This is a genomic window from Candidatus Williamhamiltonella endosymbiont of Tuberolachnus salignus (assembly GCF_964019775.1).
GTDB classification, from domain to species: Bacteria; Pseudomonadota; Gammaproteobacteria; order Enterobacterales; family Enterobacteriaceae; genus Hamiltonella; species Hamiltonella defendens.
Window position 1 is genome coordinate 153,966 of the sequence record NZ_OZ026471.1, and the last position, 18,830, is coordinate 172,795.

14 protein-coding genes are annotated in these 18,830 nt (G+C 39.6%); 7 read left to right on the forward strand and 7 right to left on the reverse strand.

Going from position 1 to position 18,830, the window contains the following annotated elements:
• Positions 1–87: 87 nt before the first annotated feature.
• The 7 genes from AACL23_RS00810 to lptD form a co-directional block, all read right to left on the reverse strand.
• Entirely contained in the window at positions 88–3,903 is a 3,816-nt protein-coding gene (locus tag AACL23_RS00810) for a translocation/assembly module TamB domain-containing protein (protein WP_339049508.1), read from the reverse strand.
• On the reverse strand, positions 3,900–5,636 hold the full coding sequence (locus AACL23_RS00815) for an autotransporter assembly complex family protein (RefSeq protein ID WP_339049510.1): 1,737 nt from the start codon (positions 5,634–5,636) through the stop codon (positions 3,900–3,902). The genes AACL23_RS00810 and AACL23_RS00815 overlap by 4 nt, the downstream gene beginning before the upstream one ends.
• 12 nt (positions 5,637–5,648) lie before the next feature.
• Positions 5,649–6,476, reverse strand: coding sequence for a bis(5'-nucleosyl)-tetraphosphatase (symmetrical) ApaH (apaH, locus tag AACL23_RS00820; RefSeq protein WP_100096650.1), 828 nt, complete (start codon positions 6,474–6,476; stop codon positions 5,649–5,651).
• A 58-nt stretch (positions 6,477–6,534) separates the two neighbouring features.
• On the reverse strand, positions 6,535–7,338 hold the full coding sequence (gene rsmA, locus AACL23_RS00825) for a 16S rRNA (adenine(1518)-N(6)/adenine(1519)-N(6))-dimethyltransferase RsmA (protein WP_100096649.1): 804 nt from the start codon (positions 7,336–7,338) through the stop codon (positions 6,535–6,537).
• A complete protein-coding gene (pdxA, locus tag AACL23_RS00830) occupies positions 7,328–8,326 on the reverse strand; it encodes a 4-hydroxythreonine-4-phosphate dehydrogenase PdxA (RefSeq protein WP_100096648.1) in 999 nt (332 codons plus the stop codon). The genes rsmA and pdxA overlap by 11 nt, the downstream gene beginning before the upstream one ends.
• Positions 8,316–9,284: a peptidylprolyl isomerase gene (locus AACL23_RS00835; RefSeq protein WP_171967424.1), complete on the reverse strand. Its 969-nt coding sequence runs from the start codon at positions 9,282–9,284 to the stop codon at positions 8,316–8,318. The genes pdxA and AACL23_RS00835 overlap by 11 nt, the downstream gene beginning before the upstream one ends.
• 100 nt (positions 9,285–9,384) lie before the next feature.
• The gene (gene lptD / locus AACL23_RS00840; protein WP_095034026.1) at positions 9,385–11,727 is read right to left on the reverse strand and encodes an LPS assembly protein LptD; all 2,343 of its coding nucleotides are present in this window, start codon (positions 11,725–11,727) and stop codon (positions 9,385–9,387) included.
• 352 nt (positions 11,728–12,079) lie between these two features.
• On the opposite strand from lptD, the gene AACL23_RS00845 reads away from it, so the two are divergent.
• The 7 genes from AACL23_RS00845 (at position 12,080) to AACL23_RS00875 (ending at position 18,818) form a co-directional block, all read left to right on the forward strand.
• Positions 12,080–13,237: a 4-phosphoerythronate dehydrogenase gene (locus tag AACL23_RS00845; protein WP_193432597.1), complete on the forward strand. Its 1,158-nt coding sequence runs from the start codon at positions 12,080–12,082 to the stop codon at positions 13,235–13,237.
• Positions 13,238–13,318: 81 nt separating this feature from the next.
• The gene (locus AACL23_RS00850; RefSeq protein ID WP_100096645.1) at positions 13,319–14,326 is read left to right on the forward strand and encodes an aspartate-semialdehyde dehydrogenase; all 1,008 of its coding nucleotides are present in this window, start codon (positions 13,319–13,321) and stop codon (positions 14,324–14,326) included.
• Entirely contained in the window at positions 14,326–15,159 is an 834-nt protein-coding gene (gene truA, locus AACL23_RS00855; protein WP_015873329.1) for a tRNA pseudouridine(38-40) synthase TruA, read from the forward strand. Before AACL23_RS00850 ends, truA begins: the two co-directional genes overlap by 1 nt.
• Before the next feature lie 60 nt (positions 15,160–15,219).
• Positions 15,220–15,888 carry a DedA family protein gene (locus AACL23_RS00860; RefSeq protein WP_015873330.1) on the forward strand — a complete coding sequence of 223 codons (669 nt, stop codon included), beginning with the start codon at positions 15,220–15,222 and terminating at the stop codon, positions 15,886–15,888.
• A 45-nt stretch (positions 15,889–15,933) separates the two neighbouring features.
• Entirely contained in the window at positions 15,934–16,836 is a 903-nt protein-coding gene (accD, locus tag AACL23_RS00865; protein ID WP_100096644.1) for an acetyl-CoA carboxylase, carboxyltransferase subunit beta, read from the forward strand.
• 151 nt (positions 16,837–16,987) lie between these two features.
• On the forward strand, positions 16,988–18,274 hold the full coding sequence (folC, locus tag AACL23_RS00870; RefSeq protein ID WP_100096643.1) for a bifunctional tetrahydrofolate synthase/dihydrofolate synthase: 1,287 nt from the start codon (positions 16,988–16,990) through the stop codon (positions 18,272–18,274).
• Positions 18,264–18,818, forward strand: a complete 555-nt coding sequence (locus AACL23_RS00875) for an SPOR domain-containing protein (protein ID WP_100096642.1) — start codon at positions 18,264–18,266, stop codon at positions 18,816–18,818. Before folC ends, AACL23_RS00875 begins: the two co-directional genes overlap by 11 nt.
• Positions 18,819–18,830 lie beyond the last annotated feature (12 nt).

The window sequence follows — 18,830 nt, forward strand, 5'->3', positions numbered from 1 at the left end:
AAAAAATAATACAGTTTATAAACATGAGCTCACTAAGCCCTGTTTAAGATCATACTCATGATCCTTTTCGGATACTGATGAAAACGATTAAAATCCAAATTGATATAAAAGATCTAATGCCTGGCCAATCCCAGAAATGGCTTCTAGATATAATCGGGGCATTAACTGATAACGTAATGTCAGTGTGGCTAACGAATCAAAAATGTCGACACCATATTTAAGCTGTAAATTTTTGTTAAGATAACCACTCACAACCACCTGAGAATCGTTTCCCACGCCCTGTGTGTCTAAAGTAAGACGACTGATGCCAAAGGCACCTCCTATTTCTCCAATCAAGTTTCCAGTTTGTAAAATGCCTATGTTGATTAGCATGGAAGTCATTAAACTACTGTCAGTGCCAGAAGACTGATCTATAGCCTGACCTCGAAGAAGGTAAGATAACGCTTCTTGCTGGGATAATACGGGGTCAGAAAATATTTCAATTTTAGGGGCATTCGCCTTCCCTGTGACTCGAATTCCTGCGGTATATCCAGGGGTGATATTTTCAGGATTCCGAATCGCTTCAATATTGAGAAAAGGTTTAGTAGGCCCAGAAAATATTAAGTGGCCTTTTTTGACCAGTAAGTCTTGGCCGTAAGCGTGAAAGCTGCCTGAAGAGGTGTTGATTTGACCCTGTAGACCCATCCCATATTGATCTTGTTGAACCTTAAGGGTTCCTTGTAATTGCGCTTTTAAACCAAATGCATCTAGTTCGACATCCTTGCCAATTTGAATATTTAAATGAGTATTAATCGGAATTGCTGTTTTTTGAGGGATGATGGGTTGTAGTTGATCGTTTAGCATGACTTTATATGAAGAAACATCCACGACGTTAGGTGGAATTTTTTCCGCCTTAATTCGAGCCCATGGAACCTCAATCAAACCTTTGAGTGTCAGTAATTTTGGCCTGGCTTCAAATAGTATATCGGGTGCAATGTCCAGCTTTACTATAGGGGGGAAAGTGACTCGAATCTGATCACCTTTGGCCGAAATGTTGGCACGCCAATCATCGATATGATCCCAGTTCGCATTACCTAAGAGGTTGATTTGGCCTTTTTCTGTTGCAATCACCCCTTTTAATGTCGATTTCGTCCCTTTAAAATTGATCAATAAATGACTGGGAGAGGCCATATTCACTGGCATCCAACTGCCATTAATAGCAAAATGATTTAGCGAAATATCACCGTATAGCAAAGGGTTTTTTGAGTTTCCACTCATATCTAAGTGACTGTTTAAGACACCCGTTATTGTTTCATTTTTGTCTAATACTGTGTTGATAGGTTCCAATGAAATTTGATCGATGTCGATTTTTCCAGATAGTGTGCGTTTCCCCTGCAAATCAGATATTTTCAAATCCCCTTGCATCTGACCATTATTTTTCAATGAGATCAAAGTATTGATTTGAGCTTGATGATGAGAGAGTTGAACGCCTAGCTTTAAATTATTGAACACAATATTGAGAGGATTATCTTCAATATTTTGACGTATTTTAACGTCATGCCCTACGAGCGAGAGTTGAGCTGTTGGCAAATGATCTTCTGCAGTCCATTTCATCTGTGCATCTCCGGTTATGTTTCCAAAGATGGCTGTACCTGAGCTCAAAAATGGTTTGAGCATCGCCAGATCAAATCGATTGAGTTGCATACGCAGTTGCCCGGCTGATTTCGTGGCCTCTATCATATCGGGTAAACACAATTTCGCCTGTATATTCTCCCAACAGTGAGGTTGAATGGTGACTTTTTGAGCATGATGAAAATATTTGATGCCTGTTGGGTGATTTAAATGCCAATTCCAAGATAGGGTTCGAATATCTGTTTTGTTGAGTTTGAGATCCCATATTTGTTTTTGACGATTGAAATCCCCTTTTAAGGCAAAATTTCCTGAGAGAGGCTCGCTTTTTAATTGAAGAGCCAGTTGATGTTGCTTTTCTGTGCCTTTTGCATTGAACATCAGATGATGAAGCATGAAATCAGATTGTTTCAGTTTTTCTACCTGTAGAACTAATTGACCTTTGATGTGATCTAAAGAGTGGAGATTGGCATCGAGCTTGATTTGATGAATGCTGAAATTTTTCCATTTTAACTGATTGGCAATAAAATGCGCCTCTAGCTGAGGTTTTGTTAAGTCCCCTCTTAATTTTAATGCCCCCTTAAGTTGACCAGCGACACTCGGTAATCCATCCTGTAATTTCGGCGCATCGATGTTCACATCTAATGACCATTGGTGAGTCAGATCTCCTTTGATATTGAGTTTATTGTTCCCAAAAGCCATATTAAACGAGGAGATTTTCCACTGTCCAGACCTATCGCCTTTTAAAGAACCAGAAACTTTGAAGGGTTTTTTTTGTACTTCCCCTTCCAAGAGCACATCAGGGATCTGCAATTGCCAACGTTCACCATCGATACTGCCACGAGTAGATATCTTTCCGTTGAATTGAGCTGGCCATTCTGGCCATTGTTTTTTTGTATCGATTCCTTTTAGCGTTAATACGGAGTTCCAACTGATGGCTTTTGACCAATCTATCATTCCCAATAAATCCGCCTGACCTTGAAGAAGCTTTAAGCGTAAAAGAATTATATGAAACTGTTGTAAATTACCTTTTCCATCAAGGCTAAATTCCGCGGGTGGCAGATCTGCACTTTTCATTTTTCCTGTCAATGACAAAGCATAATCTGTGGCTCTGCCATTCAATTGCAGTTGAAGATTGTTGATTTTATATTCGGGATCTCCTTTGAGCGGCCACTGAAGTTGGCTCGATATTAAGGTCATCGTAAGGGGCAGCCCCGATTTGGAGAGCGTGGTAGTCGCATTCAACTGAGCGCTGATAGAACCAGAAAAATCGGCGGTGAATTTAAGTTGTTTTTGGAGTTCGCCGGTTAAATTGAACTGTATTTTTTCTTCCTTTAATAGGGGAGGAATTTTTATCAGGCTGTCAATTTTGAGGGCGATTGGCCATTGATCGGCAAAAGTCGCTTCTCCATGCGCAGAAAAAGATCCAAAAGGAAGGCTGACTTTTAATTTATCCAGCTGAAGATGCTGGTTATCGGATTTTGCCTCTAATTGCAACGAATGGATAACAATATCTGTATCTCCCACGATCCGGAGTTGCTCTGCTGTTAATTTTTTGATTTGAATATTTAAAGGGAAATGAAAATCAGGCAAGGCAGGCAAAAGAGGTTGAGCAAAAAAATCCAAAAGATCTTGATGTATGTTTTTCTTAAAAGAAGAGTTCGTTAAAGGTGTTGTTGCTTCTGTAGAAGAGGTTTGGTCATTGGATTTGGCAGGATGGATAAGTGCTGGAGCTTGTAATTTTTCCAAAGCTTTTGGCAAGCTGACCAGCAGGCCTGAGAGTTGAGGGGATATCAAAGACAGTGTTCGTCCCTGCCAATCTGCTTGTGTACGAAAATGGGCTAAAGATATATGTGTGTCATCGATGGTCACATTCAGGTTTGTTAATCTGAGATTTTTTAAAAACAGGGGATAAGGGATGCGAAGGTCAGTAAATGGTTGATCCGATACTTTTTCAGTAGAAGGCAATTTTTGCGTCTCTATCACCATATCCAGGTCATTGAGTGTGAAATCATCAATGCAAAATTTCAGCGATGTTTGACAAAAGAAATGTAAAGCAAGATGTATTTCTTTGACCTTTACTTCAAAACCCGGCATCTGATATTGAATGCCTTTTAATGTCAGGTCGTTCGATTTTCCTTCAATGTTTTGAATACTGAGCCCAGGCACCCAATAAACGATATTTTTGATTAAAAAATGGAGGCCTCCCGTGGTACGAATCAAACCCCATAAAGTGCCACACAATAATAAAACAACCAAAAAAAAAGCCAGAGTGAATTTTTTTATTCTTCTCATAGCTCAGGCCCTAAACCAATATAAAACTGAAACTTTTTATTTTCTTTATCGCCAATCGGAGTTGCAATATCGAATTTGATAGGGCCAACAGGAGAAGCCCAACGGATCCCTATGCCTACCCCTGTTTTAAAATCACTCTGCCGGATATCGTTGACAGCCTCACCGCTATCAACAAAGGCGGCTCCCCACCAGCGACCCATCACATTATATTGATATTCAACAGAGGCAGTGAGCAGTTTTGTAGCACCAGTGAGTTTATGGTCACTGTCACGGGGTGAGATACTTTTGAGCTTATAACCCCTGATGCTGCCATCACCTCCCGCAAAAAAACGTAATGAAGGTGGCATACGTTGAAAATCTTTGGTTGCTATCCACCCCAGATGCGTTTTCACTATAAAACGGTTTTTTTTTCCTAAGGTCCTTATCCAAACATTTTGAGCTTGAATAATTTCAAAATTAATATCAGAAGCCCATTTTTTATTTGAAATATCGAAAGAATAACGTTGACTGTCCCCCCAATAAGGCATGGCCTCACCACTTTGACGAGTTTTACTCATACTGATCCCGGGATAGAGCAAACCAGTGATAGAATCTACTTTACCCTGGTTGAATTTTTCCAAGCTCCAACGAAAATGAATGGCCGGTTGCCAGCCATTTGAAAAATTCCAAAAACGAGCCACATTCATGGTACTGGTGTTAGATTTAGTATCGTTTAACCTAGAGGTTTTAAGACCTGCCTGTAATAAATAATATTCCTCTAATGCGTTTTTGATTAATGGAATACGATAACTAAAAGCCAAGTTTTGTTCAGCAGCAGAAAGATTGCTTTTTGTTGTTAAGCTGTGCCCTTGCGAATTCACCCAAGGTTTGTTCCAACTTGCCTTGAGACGCGGGCCAATACTGGTTGAGTACCCCCCCCCTAATTCCACATTGTTTTTTGTACGAGGTGTTAAAACAGCGTCTAGTGGTAAAATTTGACTCGTTTTTAAAGAGCCAAAATCTGGAGAAACCAAAGCAGCGCTGAACCAGTTAGTAGCAGAAAGGCGACGATTGAGTTCAGCGGTATTATCCGCACTATAATTATCCCCTATATGAAAAGGCACTAAATTTTGCAAATAGGGTTCTTTAATTTGAGAACCATGAAAGGTCACTTTACCAAAGCGATAGCGTTCACCACTGTCAAAATGAATCTTCCAAAAAGCTTTATTCAGATCTAAGGCGATACGAAGCTGAGTTTCGTTCATTTTAGCATCAAAATACCCTTTGCTCACGGCGAGCCCGTTGAGAGCATCTACAAATTCATCAAATTTCCCTTGATTTAATATTGAGCCTATTGTGGGTGTTTCTTTCAATAACGCCTGATAATCAGGGTCGTTTTTAGCATGACCCGTTAACATCACATCGATTCCAGCAATCAGCACGGGTTCGCCCAGAGTGATTTTGGCCAGCAATACAGATTTTGGGGTGAATTCAAAATTGATGGCAGAATGATAATAACCTAAGGCTTCCAGTGCGAGGGTGATTTCTGCTTTAACCCGTGATCTCAAACGATGGTTGTCGGTGGTGTCTTCTGTGTTAATCATAAACAGGCGAGCTTTAACATTACGAGCCACCTCTCCTCCAACGCCTTCGATGTCCAAAGACAAAGAGGATTTTTTTGAAGAGCCAGAAAAACTACAAAACGAAAGTAGCATCAGACATGATGAAAAGAAAATAATCAGACATCGTGACATCAAGATCCCTATTCAGAACTCATTTTCACATTTATAAGCGGGTTGAATAAAATAACGTTTTTTTTCCCAATGTAATAAAGTTAATTCATTTCCCCAGCAACAGCCTGTATCTAGAGCATAAATATTTTTTGGTGTGCCTTTTCCTTTTAATGCTGACCAATGACCAAACGTAATCGCATATTCAGGCTCCAGCAAACGGGGTAATAAAAACCAGGGATATAGATCACCCTGCACTTTTTCAGGGATTTCTTTGTGAGTCATGTCCAAGCTTCCATCGGAAAAACAGTAACGCATTCTTGTTAATGCATTCGTTATGAACTGCAAACGAGCATCACCCTTTAACTTAGGACTCCATGAGGGAGGCGTCTGGGTATGAGATCTATCTAAAAATAACGGAAGTCGATTACCACGAAGCGCCACCTCTATTTCTTGAGCACAAGTCTGTGCTGTTTTTTTATCCCATTTAGGGTAAATGCCGGCGTGTGTCATGATGAGTTTTAAGTCATCATCTATTTGCAAAAGAGGCTGTTGGCGCAACCAATCCATGAGCTGATCTACATCAGGGGCGGCCAATAAAGAAGTAAGATGATCTTTCGGATTGTTTTTTCTCATCCCCGCATGTATCGCCAATAAATGCAGATCATGGTTCCCTAATACCATACGTAAAGCCTTTCCTAAAGAACGGGCATAGCGCAATACTTTTAAAGATTGAGGGCCGCGAGAAACGAGATCTCCTGTTAACCACAGGGTGTCTTTTTCTTTATCAAAATTCACTTTAGCCAACAAAGCTTTAAGCTCATCAAAGCAACCGTGGACATCTCCGATCAGGTAGTTAGACATATTAAGCCGATATCAGTTTTAGGTTGAAAAAGTGGTTAGAAAAAGTTTTAAACAGACTCTAGTGAAGCCGATTTGCTAAAAGGCAATATTGTTCAACGGACACATTTTCTGCTCTAAGTTTTGGGCAAATTCCTGTTTCAGCCAATTCTTGGTCAGTAAATAGAGCGCCTAGACTATTATGCAGTGTTTTTCTCCTTTGATTAAAGGCTTGTCTTGTCACAAGGTTAAGCCGCTCTATATCTGTGACAGGATAAGGATGCGACAAAGATCGGTGTGGAAGCAATCGAATCATCGCTGAATATACTTTAGGTATGGGGGTAAAAGCATCAGGAGGCACCTCCAATATGGGGATCACCTTGCAATGATATTGCACCATGACACTTAAACGCCCGTAGGCTTTCGTGTTTGGGGCTGCCAACAAACGGTTAACGACCTCTCTTTGCAACATAAAGTGCATGTCATCAATACAGTGAATATCTTTAAATAGATGAAACAGTAATGGTGTAGAAATGTTATAAGGCAAATTACCCAATATCCGGAGGGGTTGCTTAAAAGTCGCTGATAATTCTGAAAAATTCACGGTCATGACGTCTTGTTGATACAAAATTAGCTTATCTTTTAATTGAGGATGCTGATTTAAGCGATCAGCCAAATGACGATCTAATTCAATGACCAGAATTTTATCCATCTGAGCGGCTAGAGGGAGTGTTAACGCCCCTAATCCTGGGCCAATTTCAATTAATGTTTGTTCAGGTGAAGGATGGATCGATGAAATAATTTGATCAATAACAAATTCATCTGTTAAAAAATTTTGGCCAAAGCGTTTTTTTGCAAAATGCCCCTGATAAAGTTTACGGTTCATCGCTTTTAACAATCATATCGATGGCCAGGTTGACTGCGCTGGCGAAACTCCCTACTTTAGCCTTACCTGTGCCTGCTATATCCAACGCAGTACCATGATCTACAGATGTCCTAATAAAAGGCAACCCTAGCGTAACATTGACCGATTGGCCGAATCCTTGATATTTCAATACAGGTAATCCTTGATCGTGGTACATGGCTAAGATCACATCAGCGTGTTTTAAGTATTTTTCATGAAATATCGTATCTGCAGATAAAGGCCCAATGAGTGTCATCCCTTCTTGACGTAACAAATTGAGTGCAGGAATGATAACGTCAATTTCTTCTTTTCCTAGATGGCCGTTTTCACCAGCATGAGGGTTTAGTCCACAAACATAGATGTGGGGATGAGATATCCCAAATTTGGTTTTAAGGTCGTGATTGAGAATACGAATAACTTGTTTTAGGTGATCTTGAGTCACCGCACTCGATACCTCTGATAAAGGCAAATGAGTGGTCGCTAATGCCACTTTAAGTTTTTTGCTGGCTAACATCATCACGACCATTGAGCATTTGCATCGTTGCGCAAAAAATTCAGTATGACCTATAAAAGGAATGCCCGCTTCATTGATGACACTCTTTTGAATCGGCCCCGTGACCAGGGCGCTAAATTCACTGGCTAAAGAACGATCACAAGCTTGCATCAGTGTGTCTATCACATAAGGCGCATTGTTGACATTCAGCATCCCCGCGATCACGGTGGTTTTTACTTTAACGGGTAAAACGCTCAATGTGGAGGGCAGACAGGGCTGACTGTCTTTTTTGGGGTGATACTGTTTCAATGTCAGGGGTAAATTCATCTGTTTGGCTCGTGCCGATAATAAATCAGGATCAGCACAAACAACCAACTCAACAGGCCAATGCTGTTGTGCCAAAGCGATCACTAAGTCGGGACCAATGCCAGCAGGTTCACCAGGCGTGATGAGAATAGGTTTATTGTCATTCATCATCGTGTTCAAGAATTTTAACGTAAGCTGAAGCCCTCTGCTCTTGTATCCAAGTCTCGGCTTGTTCAGAAAACTTACGATTAAACAGGATTTTGTAAGCTTGGTTTTTGATATCTTCACTGTTTTCAAAAATAGTATGCAAATCGTTAATGCGTAAAATATGAAAACCAACCCCCGAGCGAATAGGGCCAATAATATCGAACTTATGAATGACTTTTAATTTTTCAGAAAAAAGGGTGGGTAATTCTTGCACTTTTTTCCAACCCATCATTCCCCCTTTAAAAGCTTGCGAGTCAGCCGAATAGGCGATCGCTAATTTCGCAAAATTTGCCCCTTTTTTGAGTTGAGAGACTAATTTATTGGCTTTTTTTTCGGCTTTATCTATCTCTTTCTGGGAAGGATTCTCTGTTAAAGGAATCAAAATTTGGCTGAGATTTAGCTCCATGTTTTGATTTTTTTCGTTTAAAATTAACTTTGACAAAGAATCCACTTCTTGTGGCAAGATATTGATTCGAGGTTGCACCGCGTTTTTAAGTACTTCTGAAATTAATATTTGATTACGAATTTCATTACGATAAGTACCGTAATTAATATTTTCTGAGGCCAACTTGCTACGGATCTGATCAACAGTCAGACGATTTTTTCTTGCAATATCAGCAATAATTTTATCCAAATCCTCATCAGAAATTTTTAAACCTATTTTGTTAGCTATTTGTAATTGAATGCTTTCTAATATGAGCCGTTCAAGTATTTGATGTCTTAAAATCGCATCATCGGGCAAGGATTGATTTATATTATTCGCATTTATTTTGATGGCTTTTAGCCTATGATTGAGATCGCTCAGAAGTATGACGGAATCGTTCACTATAGCAACGATTTTATTGATTTCTTTTGGTGCTGAAAAAACAGTGAAGTGGCTGCATAAAAGCCATACTAAAACATATATTCTCCAATTTTTCATATTTTTACCTTATCTCATCAAGTAGATTATTGACTAAAGCTGCCGCGAACAGGTATGAGATCCAGTTTGTTAAGCTCTGTGTTTTTATCATTTTTTAAAATTAAAAAGGTTTTTGGTAAGGTAAAGGACCCCATTGCAGTGCTTCTTGTGTACTGAAGCCGTCATTCTTATTTAAGCCACGTAATTGAATATTAATTGAAAATCTATTTTCATACTGACTGCCATTATTGTCGGCATTCCAACCGTTAATGCTATTTTCATAGCCAAGGTTAACACTCCAACAGCAAGTGGTATATTGGATTGAAACCAATTCGCTGGCAGGTTGATGTGCTTTCATATCATAGTAGTAAGCACCGACCAGAAACCAACGATTTTTTATGGGCAAGCTCACCGTAGTACCTACTTGTGAAATCCCTTTCTGGTAATTGGGCCTACTCACATTCGGCAATGAAGCCTGAATATATTCGGGGCTTGCATAACGGTAATTTAATTGATAAATGCGATTATTGTCCTGATGATGATATTCCATAACGGCATCGCTTTGAACAATGCTGCCTAAACGGGTGTCATATTGCATTCCCCCTCTTAAGCTAGTCTGATCCGTTATACGCCAAAAACTGTCACCAGCCCAAACTAAACTACCGATACGACTGCGATCAATTTGAGTATTGCCGCCAGAACGAGAAGGAGAAAAGTAATAAATTTGACCGATAGAAACGTTAAAGCGCTCTAACATAGCATTATCATAAATGCGGGAAGTTAAACCGGTGGTCACTTGATTGGCCGAAGCAATACGATCCAGGCCACTATAGGTACGATCACGAAATAAACCCTGATAATCATTTTGCATCAGAGTTGAATCATAAATATAAATATTATTTTGATTTTTATAAGGTTTATAAATATATTGTACTCGTGGTTCTAAAGTTTGTGTAAAACCAGCGAGTTCCTCCATTGAGCGATCGAATACCAATGTGCCGTCAGTCGTAAATTGTGGGATCACACGATTAACAGAATTTTCTAAATTGTACGAAGACTGCAAGTTTTTATCAGAAAACTGTTTAGGGATCGATTGCTTGTAATGAGTCGCCATTAACTTGGTTTCAATATTAAGATTCCCCCATCTGTTTGAGAGAGGCAAGTTCAACTGAGGCTCTACATGAAAGCGCTGAGTCTTTGGGTTATCAGCACTCACACTCGTAAATCTCGCTGCTTGCCCATAAATATGCATATCAAAAGGGCCGATATCGTTTTTATGATAATTTATTTCTAATTCCGGCTCAGCTCGGTATGCATTTCTATTTCCACCTTCGTTAAATACTTGAAATTTCTTTAATGACAACATTAAATTCCAATGATTTTGGAAATAACCTACATTAAAAATTTGAGCGGCATAACCATCTGTAGAAAAACCATAAGGAGATCTAAGATCAGAAAAATAATCATGATCGCTGATTCTGGTATAATTCACGCCAAATCGCCATACTTTATCCATGACTCCTGAATGATTCCAATAATACAACCAGCGGTGACTATTTTTATTTTTTTCTTTAGAAAGCTTATCATTAGGTAACCATTCAAAAGCCATAGTACCTTGGCCCTGTGGAAACAAATATCTAAATTCATTTTGCCATTGAACCCCTCTTTTACTCAGATATTTTGTCGTGATCGTCGCATCAAAATTAGGCGCAATATTCCAGTAATAAGGTAATGTAAATTCAAAATTATTTTTTTTGGAATATTCATTAGTAGGCACTAAAAAACCAGAATGTCGCTCTTTTCCCAAGTAAAATTGCATATAAGGAGCATAAAAAACAGGTATTTTCGAGATTTTAAAGCGGGCATTCCATATTTTTGTCACTTCTTTTTTTCTATCAAAAACGATTTTTGAACCGATAATATTCCAGCTATTATCCTCAAGAGGACAAGAAGTAAAGGTCCCATTTTTCAAAATGGTATAACGGTTTTGATCACGTATTTGAATCAGGTCCGACTCACCACGACCTTGACGCCCAACCAACTGATAATTTCCTTCATCGATGTCTGCATCTTTGGTATCAATATTGGACCTGGCCTGAGTCCCTTCGAGTTTTATTTCAGGATCAAAGTACTGGACATCCCCAGTAGCCACCGTAGTACGAACAGGGTTATGGAGTGAATTTGGGCTCTGAGTTTTATTTAAGGTCATTTTATTGGCATTTAAAGTGCTATTACCTTGCTTAACAGTGACATTGCCTGAAAAAATAATAGTGCCAGGGTAATCAGCTGATGTCTGATTTGATTGAATATAAATAGGGAGATCATGGTGATTATTTGCAACCAGGGGCTGGTTGTAACGAGGAATGCTTAATGAACATTGTTTTGTGATATCAGAGACGGCTTTTTCACTGTAAAAGAGGAATAAAATGATGGTGATTAAAAATGTTAATAAGCGATTATTCATGCCGTTTTGGTATTTGACTTAATTATTAAAAATAAAAGGATATACAATAAAACGGCTCGAGGTTATATGATTCAATCCATTTCCGCCAGTGCTAACTCAAAAAATACAGCAAAGACTCCATTATTTTTTCTCTGTTTCATTAATCTTATCAACCCCAAAATATGATTTTCTAATAGTGACTAAAACACAATATAATGCGTTTAAAGAAATCTAAAAATTCTTGATGTGACAGAATTTTTGTTATTAAGGCCATTTTGTTTTAAAAGAATTTTTGTCTTTTATATGCCTATTCTCAAATGAGATATTCAACCCTTTTAAAGAACAGTTTTTTTATTTAACCTTGACTTCTTAAATGCCGACAGATAACAAATTCAAAATTATAGTAGATGAAAATATGCCATACGCTGAAACGTTATTTCAACGTATGGGCGAGGTGCAATTAATACGTGGGCGGGAGATTACAAGAGAAAGCTTACAGCAAACAGATGCATTAATGGTTCGTTCTGTCACCCCTGTTGGTTCTGAACTTTTACAGGGAACCCCTATACAGTTTGTGGGGAGCGCGACAGCGGGTACTGATCATATCGATATTTCCTGGTTAAATCAGCAAAAAATACATTTTTCCTCTGCAGCGGGATGCAATGCGATTGCAGTTGTGGAATACGTTTTCTCTGCTCTATTCGTCATGTCAGAACGACAAGGTTTTTGCTTGCAGGATAAAACGGTCGGGATCATCGGTGTAGGACATATTGGATCTCTACTTTATCAACGTTTAAACGCATTGGGTGTGCGTACGTTACTTTGTGATCCTCCAAGAGCAAGTCAAACCCCAGTGGATGATCCCGTTCTAAAATTTTGGCCGTTCGAAAAATTAGTGAATCAGGCAGATATTTTAACTTTTCATACTCCCCTCAATGAAACGGGTTTATATAAAACTCTGCATTTAGTAGATGATGATGTGTTAGCCGCTCTTCCTGAGAATAAAATTTTGATCAACACTTGCCGCGGTAAAGTGATTGATAATCGTGCTTTACTGAAAGCTTTAGAAAGAAAGAAAAAGCTGAGGGCGGTATTGGATGTATGGGATCCGGAACCTGAAATTTGTCTGAAATTATTGGCTCTGGTAGACATCGGAACTCCTCATATAGCAGGTTACACCTTAGAAGGTAAAGCCAGAGGCACTTTTCAAATATTTTCTGCTTTTAGCCAATTTTTAAATCAACCTCAGACCATTGATCTGAATGCTTTATTAGCATCAGCAGATTTTAATCTGATTCAATTGAATGCTGAGATGAATCCAGGCAGATTAAAGCAATTAATACACCTGGTGTATGATGTGCGCCGTGATGATGCTTTGTTACGAAAAAAGGCAGGCATCAAAGGAGGATTCGATTCTCTTCGTAAACATTATCAAGAACGTAGAGAATGGTCTTCTTTTTGTGTTGAATCTCATCATTTAGAAAGTCGATCACTTTTACAAAAATTGGGATTTAGTGTTTCATCTTTGTGATTTTTTAATGGCTTTTATTTTTAATGGCTTTTCGATTAAGGAAAATCATTCATTTCTAATGATAGTTGGAGAGAACCAAATATGTCTGACGGTTGGAATGTTGCCCTCTTAGGTGCAACAGGTGCGGTAGGTCGAGCATTAATAGAAATGTTGCAAGAATGCGCGTTTCCAATTGGCCATTTATATCTTTTAGCTACGAAACAAAGTGCAGGTGAGGTGATTCGTTTTGCGGGAAAAAGTGTACCTGTACAAAATGCCGCTGAATTTGACTGGTCTAAAGCACAAATTGCCTTTTTTGTTGCAGGAAGAAAAGCCACCGCATTTTATGCAGAAACAGCGAGTGATGCAGGGTGCAGGATAATCGACAATAGCGGATTATTTTCGATGGATTCTCATGTTCCATTAATAGTACCCATGGTCAATCCACAAGTGTTGTCACAGATCCCATACCATAATATCGTTGCGGTAGCAGACAGTTTAACCAGTCAATTACTGGTTGCGATTAAACCCTTGATAGAGCAAATGGGGTTATCACGTCTTAATGTGACTAATATGATCTCGGTTTCTGCTTACGGTAAAGCGGCCGTAGACGATTTAGCAGGCCAAACAGCCAAGTTACTCAATGGGGTGTCTCCAGAAAAAAGCGTTTTTAAAAAACAGTTAGCTTTTAATTTATTGCCGCTCGTCAATGATGAAGAAGAAAGTGTTTATGAAGAACGTCATCTCGTCAATCAGATCCGAAAAATACTTCAAGATCCCCATCTACCTATTTCAGTCAGCTGTATACAGGCACCCGTGTTTTATGGGCATGCTCAGATAGTTCATTTTGAAGCATTACAACCTATTTCTTTTAATCAAGTACGTAGTGAACTGGAAAATATTCAAAATATTCAATTATTTTCAGAATATGATTATCCTACCCAGGTAAGTGATCTAGAAAACAATGCTGTCAACATAGGATGTATCCGAAATGATTACGGTATGCCAGAAATAGTACAATTTTGGTCGGTTGCGGATAATATCCGCTTCACAGGAGCCCATATGCTCATCAAAACGGCCGAACTCTTAATTAGGGAACGATTGCATTAGTGACAGAATTCTACTTACCCCCTTTATCGTCTGACCTAAAGCACAAAATTGCACTGGGGATTGAATACAACGGTTACCGTTATTACGGATGGCAACGTCAAGAACATGTGCCAAGCATACAAAGCTGTTTGGAGCACGCATTGTCTAAAATAGCGAATGAATCCATCACGGTGTGTTGTGCTGGGCGTACTGATGCAGGCGTTCATGCGACTGCTCAAGTTGTTCATTTCTTAACCAAAGCGGTCCGAAAAGAAGTCAGTTGGATCATGGGTGTCAACACTTATTTACCCCCCGATATTACAGTTCGTTGGGCAAAAAAAGTGGAAAAAGATTTTCATGCCCGCTTTAGCGCAACAGCCCGCCGTTATCGTTATCTTATTTTTAATGATCGTCATCGGCCTGCTCTTTTTTCAGAGGGACTCGCACATTACAGTATGCCACTCGATGAAAAAAAGATGGAACGTGCAGCACAATGCGTACTCGGAGAAAATGATTTTAGTTCATTTCGAGCCGCTCAATGTCAATCAAAAACGCCTTGGCGTTATGTGCATCATCTCAAGGTGAGCCGTTTTGGGATGCACTACATTATGGTGGATATCAAAGCGAATGCTTTTTTACATCATATGGTCCGAAATATTGTAGGAAGCTTGATAGAAGTAGGGATTGGTCGTCAAAATGAACATTGGATTGCTCAATTATTAGCTTTAAAAGATCGGACTCAAGCGGCGGTAACCGCAAAAGCCTCCGGTCTATATCTGGTTTCAGTTGATTACCCTGCGCATTTTTCTTTGCCTTATCTCCCTTTGGGGCCCTTCTTTTTACATAGAGAATAAAAGGTATCCACAGTGACTTGAGGTCTTTTAATTAACCCATTTTCATTCATCTGAGTTTTTATGGAATTTATCCATTTTTTCATTGATTTTATACTGAATATTGACATTCATTTAACGGAACTCGTGGCACAATACGGTCTATGGGTTTACGGAATACTGTTTTTTATTTTATTTTGTGAAACAGGTTTGGTGATAACCCCTTTCTTGCCAGGCGATTCACTGCTTTTTATCTCGGGATCATTAGCATCACTGTCTTCAAATGAGTTAAATGTTCACTTGATGGTGTGTCTGATGATCATCGCGGCTGTTATCGGTGACACATTGAATTACTACATAGGCTATCTCTTTGGAGAAAGGCTTTTTCGTGATCCAAATTCAAAAATTTTTAAACGAGCGTATCTCGACCTCGCTGATCAATTTTATAAGAAGCATGGAGGTAAGGCGGTTATTTTGGCCCGTTTTATTCCGATCGTCCGGACTTTTATTCCGTTTATTGCAGGTATAGGGAAGATGTCTTATCCCAATTTTACTTTCTATAACATCTTAGGCGCTTTTTTGTGGGTTTTGTCTTTCACTTACGCAGGATATTTTTTTGGCTCTTTGCCTATGGTACAAAATCATTTGAAATTATTGATCGTGCTCATTATCGTACTGTCGATTCTTCCGAGCCTTTTTGGAATATGGCGTCATTGGCGTACTTCAACATTAAAAAATGAAGGTAAGCGCTGAACATTTTTCTATTTTTGTAAAAAAATCAATTACCTAAGGTGAATAATGAGCTGGATTGAGCGAATTTATAATAAAAGTCATATTATCCGCACTCGGAAAGCCAATATCCCAGAGGGCGTTTGGACGAAATGTGAAAAATGCGAGCAAATATTATATAGCGCAGAATTAGAGCAAAATTTAAGGGTTTGTCCCAAATGTCACCACCATATGAGGATATCGGCTCGAGCGCGGTTACATGCCTTCTTGGATGAAGGTTTTAGAATCGACTTGGCGGAAGAATTAGCACCCAAAGATCTGTTGAAATTTAAAGATACAAAAAAATATAAAGACCGCCTTTCTGGAGCACAAAAAGACACTGGTGAAAAAGATGCGCTGATAGTCATCAAAGGGACGTTGTTTGGTATGCCTCTTGTGAGCGCTGCATTTGAATTTTCTTTTATGGCGGGTTCTATGGGCTCGGTCGTGGGTGCCCGTTTTGTTCGTGCCGTCGAACAAGCTTTGCAAGACAGCTGCCCCTTCGTTTGCTTTTCTTCAAGTGGGGGAGCCAGGATGCAAGAAGCGCTGACTTCCTTGATGCAAATGGCAAAAACAAGCGCGGCCCTTGCTAAAATGCAGGAATCGGGATTGCCTTATATTTCGGTTCTGACCAATCCCACTTTTGGCGGTGTTTCTGCTAGTTTGGGGATGCTCGGCGATATTAATATTGCCGAACCTAAAGCGTTAATTGGTTTTGCAGGCCCTAGAATCATTGAACAAACTGTCAGAGAAAAATTACCCTCAAGCTTTCAAAGCAGCGAATTTTTAATCCAAAAAGGCGCCATAGACATGATTGTTAGCCGTCTCGATATGCGACACAAGCTGGCCAGTCTTTTATCTAAACTGACTCATCAACCTGAACCTTCGATGATGCCATGCAAATTGCAAAACATGAGAGAAGACAGTCACTGAAAATGCATGGAGGAGGATACCTAAAAATCGCTCGTGATGCTCATCACTTAGCTATCGCTAGAAAAACAAAAAAGGTGATCAAAACGGATAATGTAGGCGCCACCACTCTCAGTAGATTTTGCAAAGGTCTATTTTTTAAAACAGGTCTGTTATGAATGACTCTTTTATCCCTCACGCGGATGCTTCTTTAGCTCAATGGCTTGATTACGTCGCAAATTTGCATTTTAAAGACATTGATCTCGGTCTGGAAAGAGTCAAAAAAGTCGCTGAAAAGCTAGATGTACTCTCTCCGGCTAAGTGGGTTATCACTGTGGGAGGGACGAACGGAAAGGGGACCACTTGTCGTGTTTTGGAGAGGATTTTAATCGAAGACGGTTACAAAGTGGGGGTGTATAGTTCTCCACATCTTATTTGCTATAGAGAACGAGTCCGTATTCAAGAAAAAATGCTTCCTGAAAAGTGCTTTACTGATGCCTTTGATCAGGTTGAAAAAGCGCGTGGTCAGATCTCGTTGACTTATTTTGAATTTGGAACCTTGGTGGCCTTACTTCTTTTTAAATCACATCAACTGGGCGTGGTTGTTCTGGAAGTAGGTTTAGGTGGGCGGCTTGATGCCACTAATATTGTGGATTCAGATGTGGCGGCTATTACTAATATCGATTTTGATCATATCAAATTTTTAGGTAAAGATCGTCACAGTATTGGTCGAGAAAAAGCAGGCATTTTTCGGACGAATAAACCAGCCGTGGTCGCGGACCCTGACATCCCAGATTCTGTCATTCGTGTAGCGAAAGAAAAAGCGGCTCATCTTCGCCCCATTGATCAGTCTTGGACATTTCGCCCTCAGGGAAATCAATGGATTTGGGAAAGTAAAGAACGCATGTTAATTGATCTGCCCCTGCCTAATGTCCCCTTAATCAATGCGGCCTGCGCATTAGCGGTATTACATTATTTCCCTAAGATAATCAGTAAAGAAGCGATTAAACGGGGCTTGAAAGGGGCTTCTCTTGCGGGACGTTTCCAAATGATCGATCAAAAGCCTTTAGTGATCCTCGATGTGGCGCATAATCCTCATGCGGCTCGTTATCTGCTCAATCATCTGACTCAATTTTTGAAAAACGCAGTCAAACCCGGTGCTAAACTGCATGCCGTGGTCGGAATGCTCAAGGACAAAGATATTAAAGGGACATTAGACATTTTATCTGAACGGGTTGACCATTGGTATTGCGCCACATTAAGCGAACCTCGTGGGGCACCTGCCCAAATTTTGGCGAGTTTTTTGCAGAAATCGGCATTTTTATCTCCTGATGTAAAAAGTGCTTGGAATCAGGCGATGCAAGCGGCTAATCCAGAAGATATTTTGTTGGTTTTTGGTTCTTTTCATACCATTGCTCCTGTGATGTCAGCATTAAATCTCCGGAGTACCGGTGATCAGTAAATTTCAATATCGTTTGCTGGGTGTGGCCATTATGGTTATTCTGGCCATTATTTTTTTGCCATGGTTACTTGATGGCAAAAAAGAATATGACATCACTTCGGTTTCCAACTCTGTATTAAATAGCCCGCCCGGGATGAATCCTTCTGTGTCTTCAGATTCGTCTGCCTTAGTTCAAAGCACTAAAGTGCTTTCTTTTGAAGTTGAAGAAAAAAAGATATCAAAAGAAGAGGCCATTGATTCTACAGATCAAAATAAATCGCCGCCTTCCGAAAAAAAATTGAGGTCAAAACAAGCAATGTCAGAAATCCAGCAAGAGTATGTCATACAGCTGGGGGCCTTCAATGATATGGCTAGAGTCAATCAAATTATCGCAAAATTACGATTATCAGATTATCAGGTTTTTACTTTGCCTCCTGTGCCTGTAAAAGGAAAAATCACTCGGATTTTGATTGGTCCTGATCCTTCGAAAGATAAGCTTGAATCTATGCGACCTGAGCTTTATCGACTCGTTGGTTTAAACGGACAAATTAAAACCTATCAGTAAAAATTCCCGCGT